The organism is Moorena bouillonii PNG, from assembly GCF_001942495.1.
GTDB lineage: Bacteria > Cyanobacteriota > Cyanobacteriia > Cyanobacteriales > Coleofasciculaceae > Moorena > Moorena bouillonii.
Genome location: NZ_MKZS01000001.1, coordinates 1,651,874 through 1,671,179 on the forward strand (window position 1 = coordinate 1,651,874; position 19,306 = coordinate 1,671,179).

General features: G+C 44.0%; 14 protein-coding genes and 2 pseudogenes. 7 read left to right on the forward strand and 9 right to left on the reverse strand.

Annotation, left to right across the window (positions count from 1 at the left end; all coding sequences use genetic code 11):
- Together BJP37_RS06815 and BJP37_RS06820 are read right to left on the reverse strand one after the other, a co-directional pair.
- Window positions 1-1,339: zinc ribbon domain-containing protein (locus tag BJP37_RS06815; RefSeq protein ID WP_075905831.1), on the reverse strand; the 1,339-nt coding region annotated here is incomplete at its 3' end.
- Window positions 1,340-1,341: 2 nt separating this feature from the next.
- Complete coding sequence (locus BJP37_RS06820; RefSeq protein WP_075897498.1) at window positions 1,342-1,965, reverse strand: IS607 family transposase; 624 nt, start codon at window positions 1,963-1,965, stop codon at window positions 1,342-1,344.
- 56 nt (window positions 1,966-2,021) lie between these two features.
- Between BJP37_RS06820 and BJP37_RS06825 the strand changes: the two genes are divergently transcribed.
- Complete coding sequence (locus tag BJP37_RS06825; protein ID WP_198953974.1) at window positions 2,022-2,456, forward strand: hypothetical protein; 435 nt, start codon at window positions 2,022-2,024, stop codon at window positions 2,454-2,456.
- A 119-nt stretch (window positions 2,457-2,575) separates the two neighbouring features.
- Here BJP37_RS06825 and BJP37_RS06830 read toward each other — a convergent pair.
- Window positions 2,576-2,849: pseudogene (locus BJP37_RS06830) on the reverse strand (transposase); the annotation flags it as partial.
- 1,258 nt (window positions 2,850-4,107) lie between these two features.
- Between BJP37_RS06830 and BJP37_RS06835 the strand changes: the two are divergent.
- Complete coding sequence (locus tag BJP37_RS06835; RefSeq protein WP_075897502.1) at window positions 4,108-4,515, forward strand: hypothetical protein; 408 nt, start codon at window positions 4,108-4,110, stop codon at window positions 4,513-4,515.
- A gap of 432 nt (window positions 4,516-4,947) precedes the next feature.
- On the opposite strand, the gene BJP37_RS06840 is transcribed toward BJP37_RS06835, so the two are convergent.
- Complete coding sequence (locus BJP37_RS06840) at window positions 4,948-5,961, reverse strand: type I glyceraldehyde-3-phosphate dehydrogenase (RefSeq protein WP_075905833.1); 1,014 nt, start codon at window positions 5,959-5,961, stop codon at window positions 4,948-4,950.
- 615 nt (window positions 5,962-6,576) lie between these two features.
- Between BJP37_RS06840 and murC the strand changes: the two genes are divergently transcribed.
- From murC to BJP37_RS06855, 3 genes are all read left to right on the forward strand, one after another.
- Window positions 6,577-8,103 carry a UDP-N-acetylmuramate--L-alanine ligase gene (murC, locus tag BJP37_RS06845; protein ID WP_075897504.1) on the forward strand — a complete coding sequence of 509 codons (1,527 nt, stop codon included), beginning with the start codon at window positions 6,577-6,579 and terminating at the stop codon, window positions 8,101-8,103.
- A 223-nt stretch (window positions 8,104-8,326) separates the two neighbouring features.
- A complete protein-coding gene (gene murB / locus BJP37_RS06850) occupies window positions 8,327-9,313 on the forward strand; it encodes a UDP-N-acetylmuramate dehydrogenase (RefSeq protein WP_075897506.1) in 987 nt (328 codons plus the stop codon).
- Between the two features lie 455 nt (window positions 9,314-9,768).
- Window positions 9,769-10,122 (forward strand): YbaB/EbfC family nucleoid-associated protein, encoded by a 354-nt coding sequence (locus BJP37_RS06855; RefSeq protein WP_071103211.1) that lies wholly within the window; start codon window positions 9,769-9,771, stop codon window positions 10,120-10,122.
- Window positions 10,123-10,234: 112 nt separating this feature from the next.
- Here BJP37_RS06855 and BJP37_RS06860 read toward each other — a convergent pair whose 3' ends face one another.
- A complete protein-coding gene (locus tag BJP37_RS06860) occupies window positions 10,235-11,626 on the reverse strand; it encodes an SGNH/GDSL hydrolase family protein (RefSeq protein WP_229415224.1) in 1,392 nt (463 codons plus the stop codon).
- Window positions 11,627-11,797: 171 nt separating this feature from the next.
- Here BJP37_RS06860 and BJP37_RS06865 point away from each other — a divergent pair, with 171 nt between their 5' ends.
- Window positions 11,798-12,289 (forward strand): low molecular weight protein-tyrosine-phosphatase, encoded by a 492-nt coding sequence (locus BJP37_RS06865; protein WP_075897510.1) that lies wholly within the window; start codon window positions 11,798-11,800, stop codon window positions 12,287-12,289.
- 71 nt (window positions 12,290-12,360) lie between these two features.
- Here BJP37_RS06865 and BJP37_RS06870 read toward each other — a convergent pair whose 3' ends face one another.
- Window positions 12,361-13,056 (reverse strand): response regulator transcription factor, encoded by a 696-nt coding sequence (locus BJP37_RS06870; RefSeq protein ID WP_075897512.1) that lies wholly within the window; start codon window positions 13,054-13,056, stop codon window positions 12,361-12,363.
- 257 nt (window positions 13,057-13,313) lie between these two features.
- Window positions 13,314-14,978 (reverse strand): alpha-keto acid decarboxylase family protein, encoded by a 1,665-nt coding sequence (locus tag BJP37_RS06875; RefSeq protein WP_075897514.1) that lies wholly within the window; start codon window positions 14,976-14,978, stop codon window positions 13,314-13,316.
- A gap of 720 nt (window positions 14,979-15,698) precedes the next feature.
- Here BJP37_RS06875 and BJP37_RS06880 point away from each other — a divergent pair.
- Window positions 15,699-15,863: pseudogene (locus tag BJP37_RS06880) on the forward strand (transposase); the annotation flags it as partial.
- Window positions 15,864-15,967: 104 nt separating this feature from the next.
- Here BJP37_RS06880 and BJP37_RS06885 read toward each other — a convergent pair.
- Both BJP37_RS06885 and dxr read right to left on the reverse strand, forming a co-directional pair.
- Window positions 15,968-17,554, reverse strand: coding sequence for a glucose-6-phosphate isomerase (locus BJP37_RS06885; protein ID WP_075897516.1), 1,587 nt, complete (start codon window positions 17,552-17,554; stop codon window positions 15,968-15,970).
- Window positions 17,555-17,706: 152 nt separating this feature from the next.
- Window positions 17,707-18,915 carry a 1-deoxy-D-xylulose-5-phosphate reductoisomerase gene (dxr, locus tag BJP37_RS06890; RefSeq protein WP_075905835.1) on the reverse strand — a complete coding sequence of 403 codons (1,209 nt, stop codon included), beginning with the start codon at window positions 18,913-18,915 and terminating at the stop codon, window positions 17,707-17,709.
- Window positions 18,916-19,306 lie beyond the last annotated feature (391 nt).

The window sequence follows — 19,306 nt, forward strand, 5'->3', positions numbered from 1 at the left end:
AATCCCCCAAAATCCCATAAGAGGTTTTGGTTTCTAGCCAACGAATCGCACCCTTGTCCATACCGCGAGCAAGGATGTTTTTGGCAGCATTATGGTCAGCCTGCAATACGACCCCATCAAACCTGGTAAAATTGTCCCCGCTCCTTTTCCCTAATAGAGTTCCAGTTACGGAGTCAATTTGCGACGTATAGCTAGGTTGAACTTCTGTCACAACCGATCCAGTCCAATCAGCCCATTTTTGCAAAGAATCCCGTATCTCTCCTTTCATCCAGCTATTCAGTTTGCGAGAGACGGCTTTAGATTGGCGCTTATTTTGTATCGGTTGTGTTAAATCTTCAGCAAAAACCTTTACAGATTCTCCAATAAAAAGAGACTTAGAGGCTGCTCCTATTATTGCCTTTATTTCTGCCTGATTCTTCTTGTAACGGCGATTCTCTGTCTTTCTAGTTAGGTTGTTTTCAAGTATTCGAGCCGATTTAGCTGGATCTATTTTTTCTAATTTCCTATGAAGTGCCCAAAGCTTCCCTCTATTGCGGTTCTTAACACATATGCGATCAGACTTATTGGTAGTTGCTTTTCCTAACCCTTTCCCGTGAGCATTTCCATCTGAATCATAGAAAGCCTCTGTATACCCTTTATCTACTCCAATACTCCGGCGCTCAGAAGGAATCTCTACTGTTCCATGATCCACTAAAAAGTGAATCTCAAATCTTTGCAAGATTTGGTTAAAGATCAGTCTAATTTGTCCTTTTATTTTTCGATTAGACTTAACAACTACTTTGTTTCTCTTCCTCTTTATCAGCCCAGCTAGCTCTAGTTGATAAGTATTGCGAGAAATTCTTTTGCATTTGTAACCTTCTTGCTGGTAAACTATCTGGTTCTTAATCCAAGAATGCCCACGTTGATATCCCTTTCTGACAAGTCTATGCAAGAGAGAGTTGTCCAAGAAGGCCAAAGTTCTAAGTTGCTTGCAAAGCTCCTTGCGTTTGCCCTGGTTCTCCTTCCCAGGGAACCTTTTGTAGATCTTCTTTATTGTTGCATCTATGCAAGCTGCCTGTTGTGCTGTAATGGCCTTGGCTATATCATTGATAGTCCAATCCATTAATTTAGCGGGGAGCCCTAAGCTGCCGGGAGTCCTAAAACTCTTTACTTCCGGGATAGCCTTTTTCCAGTCCAGTCCCCAATAGTTAATACTTCCTAGTTTGTTGTAAGACTCAGATCTGACGATACCCAATTTCCTCATAGTAGATAGTAGCTCAGCTTCAACCGACTCAGTCATCCCTATTACGGGGACAACCTGAGTTGATATTTTTTTCGTTACTCCTACTTTCTTGGGCATCGTCATCTTTCACTTGGCACGTGTCTAGTATATAATATTTTGTCGGAATTGTCCATTTTATTGACAGTAGTTTTAATCTCTTTCTCGTAGCGACGAAGAAAGTAGAGCTTAGAGCTAAAGCAGTGCATTATGGACATAAAATCATCCATTAACTCCTGCTGGGGAGACTTATAGGTGTTATTTAGGACTACAATCTGGCACTTGTGCAAGGAGCAAAACCATTCTATAAAATCAAAGCCAAACCGACACAGCCTATCCTTGTGAGCTACTACTATTGTCTTGATCTCGGACTTTGCAACTCTTTCCATCAATCCAATGAATTTACGTCGCTTGAAGTTTAACCCAGACCCGTACTCTGAATAACACCGACAATTAGGATAGTTACGGCCTAAGTATTCAACCTGAGAGGTTAAATCGTCAGATTGAGATCTAGTTGACACTCTGGCATAGAGAACTACAGAACGAGAATCTTCTCCGTCTATCAATCGCTCAATAGAGCTTGCTAGATAACGACGATGCCCGCCAGGTGATCTAATACATTCAATCTTCCCTGCTTCTGCCCACCTAGCCAAAGTCCTGGTATTGTAACCATACTTCTCCTGAGCTTCGATCGGAGTCAAATACATAAAATGTCCGTTTAATACTGTATTATCCTATTTTATAGCACTTTTAGGTGGTCTAATTGCACGACTACAATGGGCAAATCCAGTCTAGGTATGTCGTGCGTCTTCTTAAAATTGCGGCGGAAAAATCCATTTCCATTGATGAGAAGAATTATTGGCAAGATCGAATTCTAGTTCCCAAAGCAATTCGAGGTTGTTTGGCTGATTGCAGCCAAGCCAAAATTGAAGAAATAGAACTAGAAAATGAACCGTTAAAAAGAGTATTTAATAAATTACGTCAATTACCTGAAGTACAGAAAAAAAGCCCTTTTCAACTAGAAAGTATTGGCTTATCTACAGAAGACATTAGCCTCCTTCAGCAAAATGGGGTAATTATTGCTTACGGCGATAAGTATTACGTTTCAGAAATATTTCGTTTAGGATTAAGGTTTTCCCAAAATGCTGGCAAACCAAAAGTTCTGGGTTTAGCTACTCTAGCTCGACAAGGACTCTAGATGATACTTATTTACAGTTTATTTACCTCTCCCCTCCTTCAAAGAAGGTGATTGAAACGCTTAAGGGAGCAGGGCTGTTTCAAAATCTAATAACTTAGAGCTGATTTGTAAACAAAAAATTAAGAAGCTAATCTTCTTGTCATCAAACGAATTAATGAACCATATATCATTCCTGTACTCATCTGTGTATATAGTTCATAGTCTTTACTCAACCGTCTAAATCGATTTAACCAACCAAATGTTCTTTCTACAATCCATCGCAATGGATGTATTTCAAACTCTTTTGATTTCCTTTCTATCACTTCGACTCGAACAGAATCACCACATACCTGTTTGACGGCTTGAGCAAAATTCTTTCCTGAATAACCGCACAGCCACCCAAACCACTTCTAATAACTGATGTCCAAAGCCTTTCGGTTCTCGGTTCAGGTAGTAATGGTTTCAAAACCTCCGATTCTGTATCACTTAAATCAGGTAGGATTTGGCTTTCTTGTCGGTGCGGCAATTTGAGGCAGACGTGTCATTGACCGAAATTCACTCAACCTCTGGTAGGTTATCATCTACTTATCTTAGAGCTGATTTGTAAACTCGCTGTAATCCTTGTAGGATAAGGCTTGCGCTAAACTAGGACAATTGAACTATTTAATACCCAAAAGACAATCATAGCAAGGCTTTCAAGCTTCTTAATATTTACTTTACAAATTAGCTCTTAAATTTTTTATTTCTTTAGATTTTCTTTACGAATCAGCTCTTATTGATGCCTCTAAGCATATCGAACATCTACCAAACCTCCCAGCTTGGGAACAGGTATTTTTTCCTTTACCTGATATTCGGAAGCGGGCTTGAACTGAGTTACAGACTCGTGCTGTGGTTGAACTATACACTGAGATGCGCTCAATACCTAAAACAGTTGAGACTGCTTGGGATACTACTAAAAATGGACGCAAGGATTCAAAATATGGTCAGGCACATGCCTTAGTGAAGCAACTGGTCGAATTAGAAGCGTTCTGAATAGTACCAAGCGTTACACAGTTAGAGACCACCCGGCTTTTGTCGGGTTTTTTAATGGCTAATTTTTATCCGGATGCTTGTGGCGCAGAGCACCCTCAGGGTTTGACATGAGGTTTTACATGAGGTTTGACATGAGGTTTTACATGAGGTTTAACATGAGTTTTATGAGGTTTAACATGAGGTTTGCATATGGACGCAAGGATTCAAAATATGGTCAGGCACATGCCTTGGTGAAGCAACTGGTCGAATTAGAAGCGTTCTGAATAGTACCAAGCGTTACACAGTTAGAGACCACCCGGCTTTTGTCGGGTTTTTTAATGGCTAATTTTTATCCGGATGCTTGTGGCGCAGAGCACCCTCAGGGTTTGACATGAGGTTTTACATGAGGTTTTACATGAGGTTTTACATGAGTTTTATGAGGTTTAACATGAGGTTACCATGAGTTTTATGAGGTTTGACATGAGGTTTGACATGAGGTTTGACATGAGGTTTGACATGAGGTTTGACATGAGGTTTTACATGAGGTTTTACATGAGATTTATTAGTTTACAAATAAAGTTTTTTTTGATAAACTGATAACAGTTGAATAATTTCAACTCTGATTTATGTCTTGTTCAACGGAAATTGTAGAGACTTGATAATGAAAAGATTCGTAAAACAGTGTTTAAGTGCAATTATCATTGGTGTTTGCTTGCTTGCTGGTTACATCCAACCAGCACAAGCCATCACTTACGCCTGTGAATTGATCGTACCAAATCAACATGGTACTTGTGGCAGTTATGAATTAGATCGAGGAGATGAATTAGTAATTTCCCTATTGAATGATATGAAACGAGCCAAAGCTAATTTACAAGATTTGAGTTCCACTAATCCTGCATTCATCCAAACTTACGATGGATATGACGCAAACTCAACGAATATTATAGGACCAGGTAGTTCTGGACAGACAATTATTTACTCACATGAAAATCGTTTTGCAAGGATTGTTAATCAGAGCAATGAAGATGCAAGAGTAAGAGTATACAACATTTCTGGCACAGAATATTAAGGGGTTTAATAATGAACAATAAAAAATAAAATCAATCCTTAAGCATACCTAACTGTAAATCTTTGAGGTCTCCTTAGGCTTAAGAATAAAAATCATAATTTATCACTTGTCCCCGGCTGCTGCGGCTGGGATTTCTTTTGTCCCAACTGTCCCTCAGTAGCTTGGAACCTTAGAGCTGATTTGTAAACTCGCTGTAATCCTTGTAGGATAAGGCTGGGGCTAAAATAGAACAAATGAACTACTTAATACCCAAAAGACAATCATAGCAAGGCTTTCAAGCTTCTTAATATTTACTTTACAAATTAGCTCTTAGATTCAATAACTTAGAGCGAGAGAGGGGAATAGGTTCAACGTATTGGTTCAATGAACGATGAACCCTAACGAATCAACACTCTTCCCCAGACTCTTGCTTTACAAACTAGGCTCTAACAACTAATTCGACCATTTTTGGGCAACTAACTCAGCCAAATCTACAACCCGCTGAGAATATCCCCACTCATTGTCATACCAGGCAACTACCTTAACCATATCGCCACCCATGACCATAGTTAAGCTAGAATCCACAATTGAGGAAGCATCATGACCCCTGTAATCACAGGAAACAAGAGGTTCGTCGCCGTAAGCCAAAATTCCCTTGAGTGGACCTTCAGCTGCTTCTTTGAGGACTTGATTGACCTGCTCAGCAATGGTACTTTTCTCCACTTGAACTACCAAGTCAACGATAGATACATTGGGAGTTGGTACCCGCAAAGCGATACCATTGAGTTTCCCTTTCAGTTCAGGAATCACTAGGGCTACTGCTTTAGCCGCACCAGTGGAGGTAGGGACAATGTTGAGCGCTGCTGCCCGAGCCCGACGTACATCCCGGTGGCTGGCATCAAGAAGCCGCTGATCCCCAGTGTAGCTGTGAGTTGTGGTCATTGTTCCTTTGATAATGCCAAACTGTTCATGCAGTACTTTGGCAAAGGGAGCTAGACAGTTGGTAGTACAGCTAGCATTGCTAATCACGTCATTTCCTTCGTCGATGTAGTCTTCGTGATTAACACCCATGACGTAGGTGGGGACGTCTCCTTTGCCAGGAGCAGTGATTAGCACTTTCTTAGCACCAGCAGCTATATGCTTGCCAGCCCCATCCTTATCTCGGAAAACACCAGTCGCTTCGATAACTAGGTCAACACCCCAAGAGTCCCAGGGCAAGTTCAAGGGGTTCCGGTCGGATACACACTTGACAGTTTTTCCATTAGCTGTTATTGAATTTTGATCACAACTGATATCTGCATCAAGTTTGCCCAGCATTGAGTCGTATTTGAGCAGATGGGCATTTGTCTTGGGATCAGAGGTATCATTGATTCCCACTATCTCTAACTGGCTATTCTCCCGAGTCAGCCAGCATCTCATAAAGTTGCGTCCGATGCGTCCAAAACCATTGATCGCTACTCTAATCACTGCTTCTTGCCCTCTGTAATTCAAAGTAAATATTTTCTTAATGATTCTAATAATATCGCAAAGGTTGAAACAATTTGAAACTTTTACTGAATTAATGTGGTGTGATGTACTCGTTTTGAAACCAGATGGGTATACTTATCTCCAAAGCTGGAGGTTTTGGCAGCAGAGTCCCCTCTGGGGATGGCACAGATCTGATATTGCTTCGGCAACCTGATTTTACTCACGCCATGTCTTAATGCAGTTGCTCCCAAAGCCCCTCTCCCCTAACCAGTCTCAACTGATTAGTTTGGTATGTAAGTCATAACCCCCATGGTTGGGAGTGATACGGATAAACCAAAAATCACCACTAGCTCTGCTCTAGTGCTATTTTATGGGTCTTGGGACGTTTTTCCGGATTGAGAACTCTTGTTGACGTGTAATATATACGACAATCTACGTACTCAAAAATCAGTTATGTAACAGTTAGGTTATCAAACTGAAGGTATTATTCCCCTGTTTTATAGTACAGATGTACTTATTTCCCAAAAATTATTCCTGGATATGTATTTTTCCTGATATGATAGCGCGTGTTATTGGCAAATTAGGCGTGTGCGGTGTGGTGTGTAAGGAGTTAAAATGCCAAAGACTGTTGATTTCAGTAATAAACCATTTCATTTCATTGGTATTGGCGGAATTGGGATGTCAGCTCTTGCCTACATCCTAGCCAAACGCCAATTGAGAGTATCTGGCTCAGATACTCGGACAACCCATATCACGCAACGTTTGCAAGCAGTAGGTGCTCATATATTCAAACAGCAGTGTGCCGCCAACTTAGAATTTTTCCAATCCAGGAATGCACCAGCTTGTGAAGACGTAGCAGCTAAAAGGGTTAGCACGAGTTTGAACCCAAAAGCGCTCACAGAAATATCACAATCAAGTCCGACTATATCTTTAGCTGAACCCTGCTTAGGCTTGCCTCAAGTTATCTGTTCCACAGCAATTAACCCATTGAACTCTGAGTATCAGGCAGCTTTAAAGCTAGGTTGCCCGATTTTCCATCGCTCAGATTTACTAGCGGCGTTGATTGAAGACTATTCCAGTATAGCAGTTGCTGGGACTCATGGGAAAACTACAACCAGTAGTTTGCTCGGTTATCTACTGTGGCAAGCGGGTTGTGACCCCACCATAATTATCGGTGGTGAGGTGGATGCTATCGGTGGTAATGCCAGGCTGGGAAATGGACCATTACTGGTTGCTGAGGCTGATGAATCCGATGGTTCCTTGGTTAAGCTCTCCGCCGAGATTGGTGTAGTCACCAATATTGAGCTGGATCATCCAGACCATTACCAGAAGTTAGAGGAGGTTGTTGAAATATTCCAGACCTTCGCGAAGCGCTGTAAGAAGTTAGTCGGATGTATTGATTGTGAGACAGTGCGTACGCAACTAAAACCGAATATCAGCTATAGTCTACGGCGAGATATGGGGGCCGACTATAGCGTTGATGATGTAACTTATGAAGCTAATGGCACTACCGCCAGAGTTTGGGAAGGCAATCAGGTTTTAGGTCGGTTGGAGCTGAAATTGCTAGGCAAACATAATCTCAGCAATGCCCTAGCCGCAGTAGCAGTAGGACGAAATTTGGGGTTGGAGTTTGAGGCAATTGCCTTGGGGATCGCTAGCTTTGAGGGAGCCAAACGCCGATTTGAGCTGCGGGGCAGGTGCAATGATATTAGTTTTGTGGATGACTATGCTCACCACCCCAGTGAAATTAAGGCAACCCTAGCTGCCGCAAGAATCCAGGTCAACGCTGACCAGCGAATAATTGCAATTTTCCAACCCCACCGATATAGTCGTACCCTGAGGTTTATCCCCGAGTTTAGTGTTTCCTTTAGTAACGCTGACTTGGTGGTTATCAGTGATATATACAGTGCTGGGGAACCAGATTTAGGAGAAATTAGTGGGGAAAACCTTTATCAGGCGATCGCATCTAACCATAAGGATGTACATTACAAACCAACTCTCGAATCAGTGGTAGAGTTTCTGAACCAAATTCTCTGTCCTGGGGACTTAGCCCTATTTTTGGGAGCCGGTAATCTGAATCAGATTATTCCTAAGGTAATGGGGTTTTACCAACAGCATGACGGCTTAGTTAACCAAAGTTAAGCCCGAAAGCATCAATAATTGTGAATCAAGCTAGGGAATTTTAACTATAGACCGTAAGAGAAGGTCAGTATGATCTCAAGTCTCGATGATATTCGTGAATCAACTTTCCACAAACTCTTCTAGGTATTCTACCCCCTAGCAACTTCAGCCAATTTCACTGCCAAAAACGGATCGGCATTATTCTCATTGCGTGTAGATCCGAATCTCTACCCTGATTTTCCTGATGATAACTAGCGTGCTAACCCAGAAAAAAACTCCTTCCCAGTTAAAGTTGTATATTCCAGGAACCAATTGTCCACTTCAGTCCCAGGTATCCTTAGCCAAACTCACCTCATTTCGTGTGGGAGGTCCAGCTCAGTGGTACGTCGCGCCTCGGAGCCTAGAAGATCTACAAGCTAGTTTCCAGTGGGCTCACTCCCAAAAATTACCCCTAACCCTATTAGGTGCCGGTTCCAACCTTCTAGTCAGCGATATCGGTTTGCCGGGTTTGGTAATTTGTACTCGCTATCTGCGCCATACTCACTTTGATGCAGATACAGGGAGAATTACCGCCAGTGCTGGTGTACCGATTGCCAGACTGGCATGGCAGGCTGCCAAACGAGGCTGGGAAGGGCTAGAGTGGGCTGTGGGCATACCTGGAACCGTTGGTGGTGCTGTGGTGATGAATGCTGGTGCCCACAAAAATTCCACAGCTGATATTCTGTTTCATACAGATGTTCTATCCCCTGATGGCTCAATAGCCCAACTCAGTAGCCAAGACCTAGGCTTTAGCTATCGCACCTCAATCCTTCAAGGTAGCGATCGCATAGTCAGCCAGGCCACATTTCAGTTAAAACCGGGTGCTGACCCAAAACAGGTGCGCTCACTGACATCAGAGCATTTGGCAAGACGACACACTACCCAACCTTACCACCTACCTAGCTGTGGCAGTGTGTTCCGCAACCCTGACCCCTATGCTGCTGGTTGGCTAATTGAACAAATTGGTCTAAAAGGCTACCAAATTGGTGGTGCTAGAATAGCTGAACGCCATGCCAACTTTATACTTAACTGTGGTGATGCTAAGGCTAGCGATATCTTCCGCATGATCCACCATATACAGGAGCAAGTAGAAAAGCACTGGTCACTGTGTTTAGAGCCAGAAGTGAGGATTTTAGGTGATTTTACCAAAAAACTAGCAGTTGAAAGCCCTATGTCTTTAGAGCAGGGATAAAAACCAGCGAGGGGATTTATCCCCTCCTATGGTTCCAGTGGATATCCCAAAACCGATCCTGTTGGGGAATCAGTTCAAAGCTGATTACCAAGCTGATCACCAAGCTGATCACCAACAGTATCAATTTTTAGTTTATAGTTCTGCTTGGCTAAACTAGAACAGAATGGGAAGAAGTTAACTAGATCGCTTCAGCCCATCTATGAATAAGGAAACCGGGAATTTATTCCCCTGTTTCCTACTGCTGTTAAGGTGAGGAAAATTCCAATAGCATCACAATAGATACACAATAGATATAGATAAAGGTTAATCACCACAAGATTTATAATGTCAGCGCGCCCCTTGCCCCACAGACTGGGCTTAGTGCCGACCTGGCCAGGGGTTAAAACCGCGCTTGACGTTTGTTTTTCTTCCCCGGTCATTAGACAGGGGGTTTCTAAACTTAACTGGGATTTTTTATGACACAAGACAAAGGAAAAGGATTTGGTCTCGGTCTCGGCAAGATGAAAGAACTAGCCGAAGCCTTCAAAAAAGCTCAAGAAGTTCAAAAGGGTGCCAAAGAGCTCCAGGATGAGTTGGAGCAAATGGAAATTGAGGGAACATCAGGGGAAGACGGTAAGGTGAAGGTGTTTCTCAGTGGTAATCAGGAACCCCTACGTGTAGAGATTTCTGAGGATGCTATCAATCAAGGAGCTGAGGCTTTATCTGAACTGGTGTTAGCAGCCATGAAAAATGCCTATGAGACCTCCACAGCCACTATGCGGGAACGCATGGAACAACTTACCAGTGGGTTAAATTTGCCAGGTTTATAACCTGATCGGTCAATCCCCGCTCGGGATTCCGTAGGAAAAAACTAAAGGCATGAGGAAATTAATCATTCTCAATGGTTTCAAACCTCATGCCGAATATCCTATTAATGCCTGACTATTTATCAATATTTGAGTAAAACGAAGCTACCTGTAGCTTTGGCAGTGACGTAAGTCCATAATATAAGCTCTTAGCCACCTCTATATTGGCTGCTTCTGTCAAGTGAATGGCATCATTAAAGGCGAGTTCGGGAAAGTTTTGATAAATTGTGTACAAGTTGAGAACCTTGATATTTTTGGGAAAGCCTTTCTCCAGTTGCTGACCCGCTACCACCAATTTGGGATAATTGGCTTGCACTTGTTTTTGGTAAACTTTTCCTAACTGCTGCAAAATTTCCTTCTCTGCTGGTTTGATCGTTTTGTTGCCACGACCAGTTATTTCTGGTTGGACAGCAACTAGTAAAGGAATTCCCTGTCCTGCTGTTAAACGCAGCATATGTCTGAGGTTATTGCGATAGCGCGTCAATCGACGTTCCAGTTCATCGGATTTCTGAGGAAGATACTTCTTCAGTGGCATAACCTCCCCCCTGACCACTAGAGACCGCTGACTCACTGACGGCTGAGGATCAAAGACCCAGTATGTGATTGCTTTAGCAAGATAAGTTTTTGTAACTAAATGCTTCAACTGCTGGGTGAGATGAGTCCAAAAATGCCCAGTCGCATTTTGTAAGAAGGCTTCTGTGTTAGGAATATCTGTTAAATTTTGGTCACTGGGGGTGATCAAATCTGTGTATCCACCCAACACTATTACTGCGTCTGGGCTGTAAGGTAAAATTTTGAGAGCTAACTGAGCTAGTGCATTGCCAGAGGTATACCCTGGTACTGCGGCGTTGATGACACGATACTTACCATTTCGAATCTTTGGCGGCAGAGCAAGTGCTTGCTTTAATTCCGGTTCAGAGGGGGGTAAGGTCATTGGCCGGTATTTCTGTGGGGAACGCCTTTGCTGTTTTATCCGTTGATTGAGACGAGCTTCTAAGTAGCTGGCTATGGTAACTTGATTATTGGCATTCCCTTGACCGAAGGCTGTCGAGCCACCTAACAAAAAAATCCGAATTTCATTTTTGGGTTTGACCAAGGGAACGGGGTCGTCGTCCCGGAAACCCTGCTCATTAATGCGCCAGAAATCACTCTGTTGCTTCCCTAATAAACTGTAACCTACAGCTAGATCCCGTTGGACAGCTAGATCACCAATGTCTGGTAATCCATCATAAAGCTGCTGTGTCTGGTCAACGAACTTGGGACGGTAAACAGTGAAATCTCTGGGTGCCCCCTTGTAGGTAGCTATCTCATTAATTTTGCCGACCGCAGCCACTAATAAACGAGCCAACAATTCCACAATCATCAAACTTAGAACTATCCCTGCGAGCATCGTCAGTAGGTTAAACCGTCGGCGGCGCTTGCGGTAAAGGCTACGGCGCGACTTAAATAGTAAATCTCTTCCTTGCATAACCGTTAAATTAGGAGGTATCCCTTTACAAGTTGGTGTCTTTAAATCACTGCGTTGCTAGACATTGAACCATGAAGCGACATCCCACCACATGGGTTCAACTATCCCATAGAGCAATTTCGTTGCTAAACTTAACACGGCGCAGCTCGTAGTTGACCAAATAATATACCCATGCCCTGCAAGTTACTCTTTGTCTGCCTTGGTAATATCTGCCGTTCTCCCTCAGCTGAGAACATCATGAATCACTTGATAGCACAAGCAAATCTTTCTGACCAAATTGTCGGCGATTCCGCTGGTACTTCCAGTTATCATATTGGCTCTCCCCCGGATCGGCGTATGACAGCAGCTGCCAAACGTCGGGGGATTGTACTCCAGGGGAAAGCACGGCAGTTTAATCGGTCTGACTTGGAAGAATTTGACCTGATTTTAGCTATGGATCAGCAAAACTACGAAGATATTATCTCTCTTGATCCAGCTGGGAAGTATAAAGATAAAGTAAGGCTAATGTGTGATTTTGCCCGTCATCACACCGAGCGCTCAGTCCCCGATCCATACTACGGTGGACCAGAGGGTTTTAATAAGGTGATTGATTTACTGCTAGACGCTTGCGAAGGTCTGCTGGAACACGTTGTTGACAATTACACCAAGACTAGGCAAAACTAAAAACTGCCAACTACTACTAATTGCCAATGGTGAACTTAGCTTTTATGCCATTGGCGGTTAACTGGATGAATTCATTTGATTAAATGGTGTTCTAAGGCAAATCGTAAGAGTTCGGCTCGGTTACTCGTATCAGTTTTTCTGAACAGACGACTAACGTACTTCTCGATTGTCCTGGGACTCAGGTGTAGTTGGTTACCAATTTCGACATTGGATAAACCTGTAGCCAGTAAATTCAATACTTGCTGTTCCCGCTCGGTCAGCTGTAGAGCATGAGCTTGGGTATTATTCCCTGATTGATGATTAATCTCTACGGAGTTGATTGATCTCGATGCCGATTTATCAACTAGCTCTTTTGTAGTCTGTGGTGATGAGAATCGTAACTCTGTATGAATCATTTGCGATCGCACTAGTAAACTTTGAATGACTGCACCCAATTCTTGCATCTCAAAGGGCTTAGGTAGGTAGACATCACACCCCGACTGATAACCCTTGATGCGTTGATTGGTGCTATTGAGTTCGGTTAAAAATACAACAGGTAACAACCGCAATGGGGGCTTCTGACGCACTTTTCTCACCAGTTCATAGCCATCTATTCGCGGCATATTAATATCTGTAACCAGAAGGTGAGGGTGATAAGTCTCAATCATAGACAGCGCTTGCTGACCATTTTCAGCAGTAATAACTGAATAACCTGACATTTCCAGATAATCGCTTACAGACAGACGAGTGCCCAGGTCGTCATCTGCAACCAGAATAATCAATGGCATGGGATAACTATAGTACTGACATTTAGAACAAACCTACTCTTAAGCTAGGTCATCTGGTGCTCAATTGGTGACTAAAAATACTTCGTTCGCGTAGCGTCGCCGAAAGGCGACGCCAGCTCAATCAGAACTGTCTGGAGATAGGAGTTGCCTGGTAAAATTAATATAGATACCTAGACAACAACATAGCTTAGGCTTGCTGAAAGAAGCACCCTTGTGATTAATTAGTCACTCAGCCCCCCTCTGGCCTAAACCAGCTACTAGTCTGATAATCCTTGCATAGCACTTAAGGCTTTCCCCAAGCGCTTGACACCATCAGAGCAATCGAGGCGATCTAAATGAACTTCGATAAAGGAGACACTATTCTGGTTTACTTTTGCCTGTTCTAAGGCTTGTTCTAACTCACCTTCAGTACGCACTTGGCAACTCCAGCTATTGCCAAAAACCTGGGGTAACTGATGATATTTCCAAGGTTGAATATTGTTGTACGAGCCTTCATGGATAGCCCGCTCAATAGTGTACCCGTCATTATTAATTAAGAAGATAATCGGGTTAAGTTGATGCCTAATAATCGTAGAAAGTTCCTGACAGGTCATCTGGAAGGCACCATCACCGACAAACACAATCGGTCTACGGTTAGGAACAGCCAAACCGACTCCTAGGCAGGCAGGAACTGAGAAGCCAATAGATGTGTAAAGGGCCTGTCCAATGTAGTCGCTGTCTCCTTGGAGTACCAAATCAACGGTAGCAATTAAAGCATCACCAGTTTCAGCAATCACGATTGACTCATCATCAATAAAGTGAGTCATCCGCTCATAGAATCTGGCGTTGGTTAGCTTTTGCTCAGGTTGTGACTCAAAGCGTTTAGACAAAGACTCTATAGCTGGCTTGATATCCAAGAGATCAGATTTTTTCTTCTGAAGTTTGGCAGTTACACCAGCCATGAAATCCGCTAGATACACTGGAGAATAAAAGTGGTGTTTGATTTTAACTTTGTCAGAATTAGCGTTAATTAATCGCTCTTCGGGCAGTTGGGCAGTGAAACCACCGAGATTAATGTCTGACATAAAGGCACCCAGGCACAAAATACAGTCTGCTGTTTCAACTCGTTGGCGTACATACTCCTGACTGAACGCTCCTGCATAGCTACCAATGAATTGTGGGTGGCTTTCGGAGATAATTGACTTGCCTAACAGAGTCGTAGCGAAGGGATATCCCGTCTGCTCCAGCAGGTGGGTAAGTTGGTCTGCTATTCCGTAGCGGTGGAGTTCAACCCCAGCTATAATAATGGGATGCTGGGATTGGTCTAGCAAACTTACCGCCTCTTCAACTGCCTCTGATAAAGCGTGGACATCCACAATTGGGGTTTCTGGTAAGTCACGATCCCCAGTAATAGGACAAGGTTGATTGACTAAGTCTGAGGGTATTTCAATGTATACAGGTCTGCGGTGGCGCAAACAAGCAGCAATGGTCTGGTCGATTTGCCTTGCCGCTTGACTAGGGCTGGTAAGCCTCACGGATGCCACTGTAATTTTTTCAAAAATTTCCAGCTGTAGATTGTAATTACCGGCAGTATGATGTAAGAGTAACTTCTGTTGCCGCTGGGAACTGTTAGGCGCTCCACTAATAACGATCAGGGGGACTAGCTCAGCATAGGCACCAGCCACCGCATTGACTAGACTGAGTCCACCGACATTATAGGTAACGCACAACCCACCAACACCATTAAGGCGGGCATAGGCATCAGCTGCATATCCGGCATTGAGTTCGTTACAGGTGTAGATTAACTCTACAGAACTCTCTAGCAAGACATCCATCAGACCCAGGACGTAATCTCCCACTACGCCAAAAATATGCTTGACACCAGCGGCTTGCAGGCGTTGAGTAAGGTATTGACCGACAGTTACTACATCAGACTGAGCCATTGCACCTCTGACCTCTTTAATTAAGCTACCTTTATGGCCAGCATTGTAACCAAAATTTTAAAAAACGTTACATTTTTGGGTGTAAAAAACGTTACATTTTAGATAGAATTTATTATTTCATGGAGCGCCGTAATACCCCATCCTTCTTAAGGTGGGGATGTAAGGTGGGTCAACGTAGGTACGGAGTTGACCAAATTAATTTTTGTGGTATCCGGAATTTTCGTTCTGGGTCGTGTATCCTAAAGTAGAGTACAGGCTGAAAAACCGTTAGGACGAGACAATATAAATCCGTGGAGTCCACGCTCGACCGCCTAAAAAGTAGTAATGCTCCGAGGCCAGGGAAAATCCTCTTTAAAAACCCAATCGTCAACTAACAATTGGCGTGTGAACCTAGTAAAGCAAACCTTTTCAAGAAAATGTACGGTGGGGCGCACCGGAACATGGAGAAAGAGAGGGAAACAGAATCTTCGGCACTCTCAAACAAGTATCCGAACGCCTAGGGAGAATTGCCCTCTAGGTCTGTCGTGAATTGACTGGAAATTTGGTAGTAAGCTCACGGATTTTTGGTTAATTACTGTCCTGTCTTTGACGGCGTCAAAATGGGAACTCGGCGGTTTAAGGTGATTCGTCGATCTAGGAATCCCCATCCCTCTAAAGGGTGGGGAGCGTCAAGCTTTCTATTCTAGCAAGTTTCTTGGGTTGACTAGAGAAGCCTAACGTCTCTCAAAGGTGAGTAAGCGTCGAAAGTACAACCAAGCTGGACACAAGAAGCCATCCTTAGATGGGTTATGGAGCCCAAGCTACTTTTGCATTTCTGTCGGAGGGGTACCCCTTGAGGTGCTTAAGGAGTACATCCAAAACCAAAAGCGACCGGAGGCAACCTAAGGTTGCTCCCTAGCGGTAGCCCGCTATCCTTCCCCGTCCTGAATAACGGGTAAGGATAGCGGTTCCGGTCAACTGTCAACAAAAAAGGTGAAATATCTATTAGCTTATACAGCAGAAACTTTTAGACTACTTGGCTGCCCCAGATTCCCTTCTAAGACAATACCCCGCTGGTTATAAGCCAGATGACGCAGCAATTTGTAAATCCCTTCAATTTGGTCAGGGGCTCCCACTTTCTCAGCTAACTCCGAAACAGATATGGCAGCACTTTCCTGGTGTAGTACCTCCATCACCTTTTTCTGTAAATCTAGAATGGCAGCGGCGGCTTTTTTACCCGCTTCTACCCCAGGTTGGTGATAGGCATTGATATTTACCAAGGATGCATAAAGACCAACAGCACGTTCATACAGGGCAATCAATGCCCCCACGGTTCTAGCATTGACCTGACGAATGCTTACGGTAATGGAATCCCGTTGATTTTCATACAACGCTTGCCGAGTACCTTGTAATAAACCTGATAGATAGTCTCCCGTAGTTACACCAGGTTCTACTTCTGGAGACTTCCCTTGTCGGTCTTCTAAGACTTCAATGAACGTGACAAAGAAATTGGGAACACCTTCGCGAAGTTGCTGTACGTAGGCATGTTGATCCGTTGAGCCTTTGTTACCATAAACTGCAATGCCCTGATAAACCGTATTGCCATCTAGGTCTTTTTCCTTACCTAGAGATTCCATTACCAGCTGCTGTAAGTAGCGGGAGAATAGCAATAGACTGTCTTTGTAAGGCAACATGACCATATCTTTCTCCCCCTTGCCATTGCCAGCAAAGTACCAGCATAGGGCAAGTAAGGCGGCTGGATTGCTTTTGAGCTGGGGGCTACCGGTCGCGCTATCCATATCTTTAGCACCAGCCAGCATCTGACGGATATCAATCCCTTGTAGTGAAGCTGGAAGTAGTCCTACGGCTGACATTTCAGAGGTACGTCCTCCTACCCAATCGTACATGGGAAAGGTGGCCAGCCAACCTTCGGATTTTGCCAATTGATCTAGTTTGCTGCCAACACCCGTAATGGCAACAGCCTGGGCAGCAAAGTCTAGATTCTGAGACTCGTAGGCTGTTTTAACTTCCACCATGCCGTTACGAGTTTCTGGTGTTCCCCCAGATTTGGAGATGACTAATACCAGAGTGCTAGATAATCGGTCTTGGAGTCGGGTCAGGACAGTATCAATGCCAGCTGGGTCAGTATTGTCAATAAAGTGAATAGCCAAAGGAGGAGAGTCTAGCGCGAGGGCTTCAGCGACAAACTCAGGACCAAGGGCAGAGCCCCCAATACCAATGGAAAGAACATCTGTAAATTTTGGTGCCCTAGGGGGATGGATGGCACCCGTGTGGACATTTTGGGTAAAGGTTTCAATCTTTTCGAGAGTGTTGACAATGTCTTGTTGGAGTTCTGGAGTTGGGGCTAAGTCCGGGTCTCTTAGCCAGTAGTGACCGACCATGCGGTTTTCATCAGGGTTTGCGATCGCACCGTTGACTAGGGCATCCATATCCTTAAATGCCTTTTCAAACTTAGGCAGCATCGCCTCCACAAAGGCATCATCAAACCCCATACGGCTGATATCGAGGTAAAGCTCTAACCCTTCGTGGTAATAAAGCCAATCCTGATAGCGTTGCCAGAGTGCAGCGGCGTCCATAAGTAGCTCTCCAACTTCTTTTATTGTCCACTCACAAGTTTAAGGCAAGCACATAGCGTAAACTACCCCGACTGAACTAGCCCTTGACGTCGGGGTTATGCGCGACTGTTCCCAAAACGTTTGTTTGATTTTTGAGCAAGTCTTGAACCTAATCAACTTGTTGAAGGGACAGGCTGTGGGAAAGTGATCGAATCCCGGAGCAACTTACTAGCAGCTATAACTTCCTGTCTTGCCCATTGATCTGCTGCCAAGATATCGTCTAAGGAAGGATTGGAACAGTTATCAGCTTGGTGGCGATCGCATACAGATTCAATACAACGAGCAATATCCAAATAACCAATTTTCTCCTCTAGGAATAGGGCAACTGCCTGCTCATTCGCTGCATTCAATACCGCTGGCATCGACCCCCCAGCCCGACCAGCTGCATCAGCGATGTTCATACAGGGATATTTCTGATGATCCGGTTCCCTAAAAGTCAAATTACCAGCTTTCACCAAATCTAGTGGTTCCCAATCGGTATAGATCCGTTCCGGCCATGAGAGGGAATAGAGTAAAGGTAAGCGCATATCCGGCCAACCTAACTGAGCTAATACTGAGGTATCTTGTAGTTCAATCAGGGAGTGAATAATACTCTGGGGATGGATCACAATGTCGATGTGGTCATAATCCATGCCAAACAGGAAGTGAGCCTCAATCACTTCCAATCCCTTATTCATCAGGGTGGCAGAGTCTACAGTAATTTTACGACCCATTGACCAGTTGGGATGCTTCAGGGCATCAGCCACCTTCACTGAAGCTAACTTGTCCACGGACCAATCTCGGAAAGCCCCCCCAGATGCAGTTAGGATAATCCGCCGCAATCCCCCTGCTGGCACTCCCTGAAGACACTGAAAAATTGCCGAATGTTCTGAGTCAGCTGGTAGCAGCTTAATACCATGTTTTTCCACTAAGGGTAGTACCACTGGACCACCTGCAATTAGAGTTTCTTTATTCGCTAAAGCAATGTCTTTACCCGCTTCAATAGCAGCAATAGTAGGCAACAAACCCGCACAGCCGACAATGCCAGTAACTACAGCTTCGGCATCACCATAGCGTGCCACTTCTACCACTCCAGCTTCGCCCCCTAGGAGGATAGGTTGGGGGTCAAGGTCAGCAATTGCTGCTTTGAGTTCTGGCAATCTCTCTTGATGACGAATTGCGGCAATCATCGGTCGAAATTGCCGAATTTGAGCGGCTAACATTTCCACATTGCGCCCAGCTGCCAATCCCACTAACTGGAATTGCTCGGGGTATTGATTAACAATATCGAGAGTTTGGGTACCTATAGACCCAGTGGAACCTAAGAGTGTAATTTTTTTCACAATTTTTTTATAATTACCAACAACTCCCCTATCATACCGGGGCAATGGGAAGCCTATAAGTCACTCAAGCCAATTAAAACGATTGGTAAAGTTTTCTTATGGTACTGGCAATTTGGCAACAAACCTTAGTGAATATGGGTTTTGATTAAGTTTTACCCCTATTGTCAGTGATAAGCAAGCCTTATGTAGTCAATAACACAACGTAGACCGGATTCATGCGGCATCATATGGCCAACATGTATATATCGCAGTTTTCAATTGGTTGAGGTACAAAGTCCTGGGTTTTAGGGAATAGGGAGTAGGGAGTGGGGAGTACGAATCCCCCCTCCCCTCCTTAATAAGGACGGAATAAAATTGACAGTACCTCATAAGTATGAGGAACGCCACAATT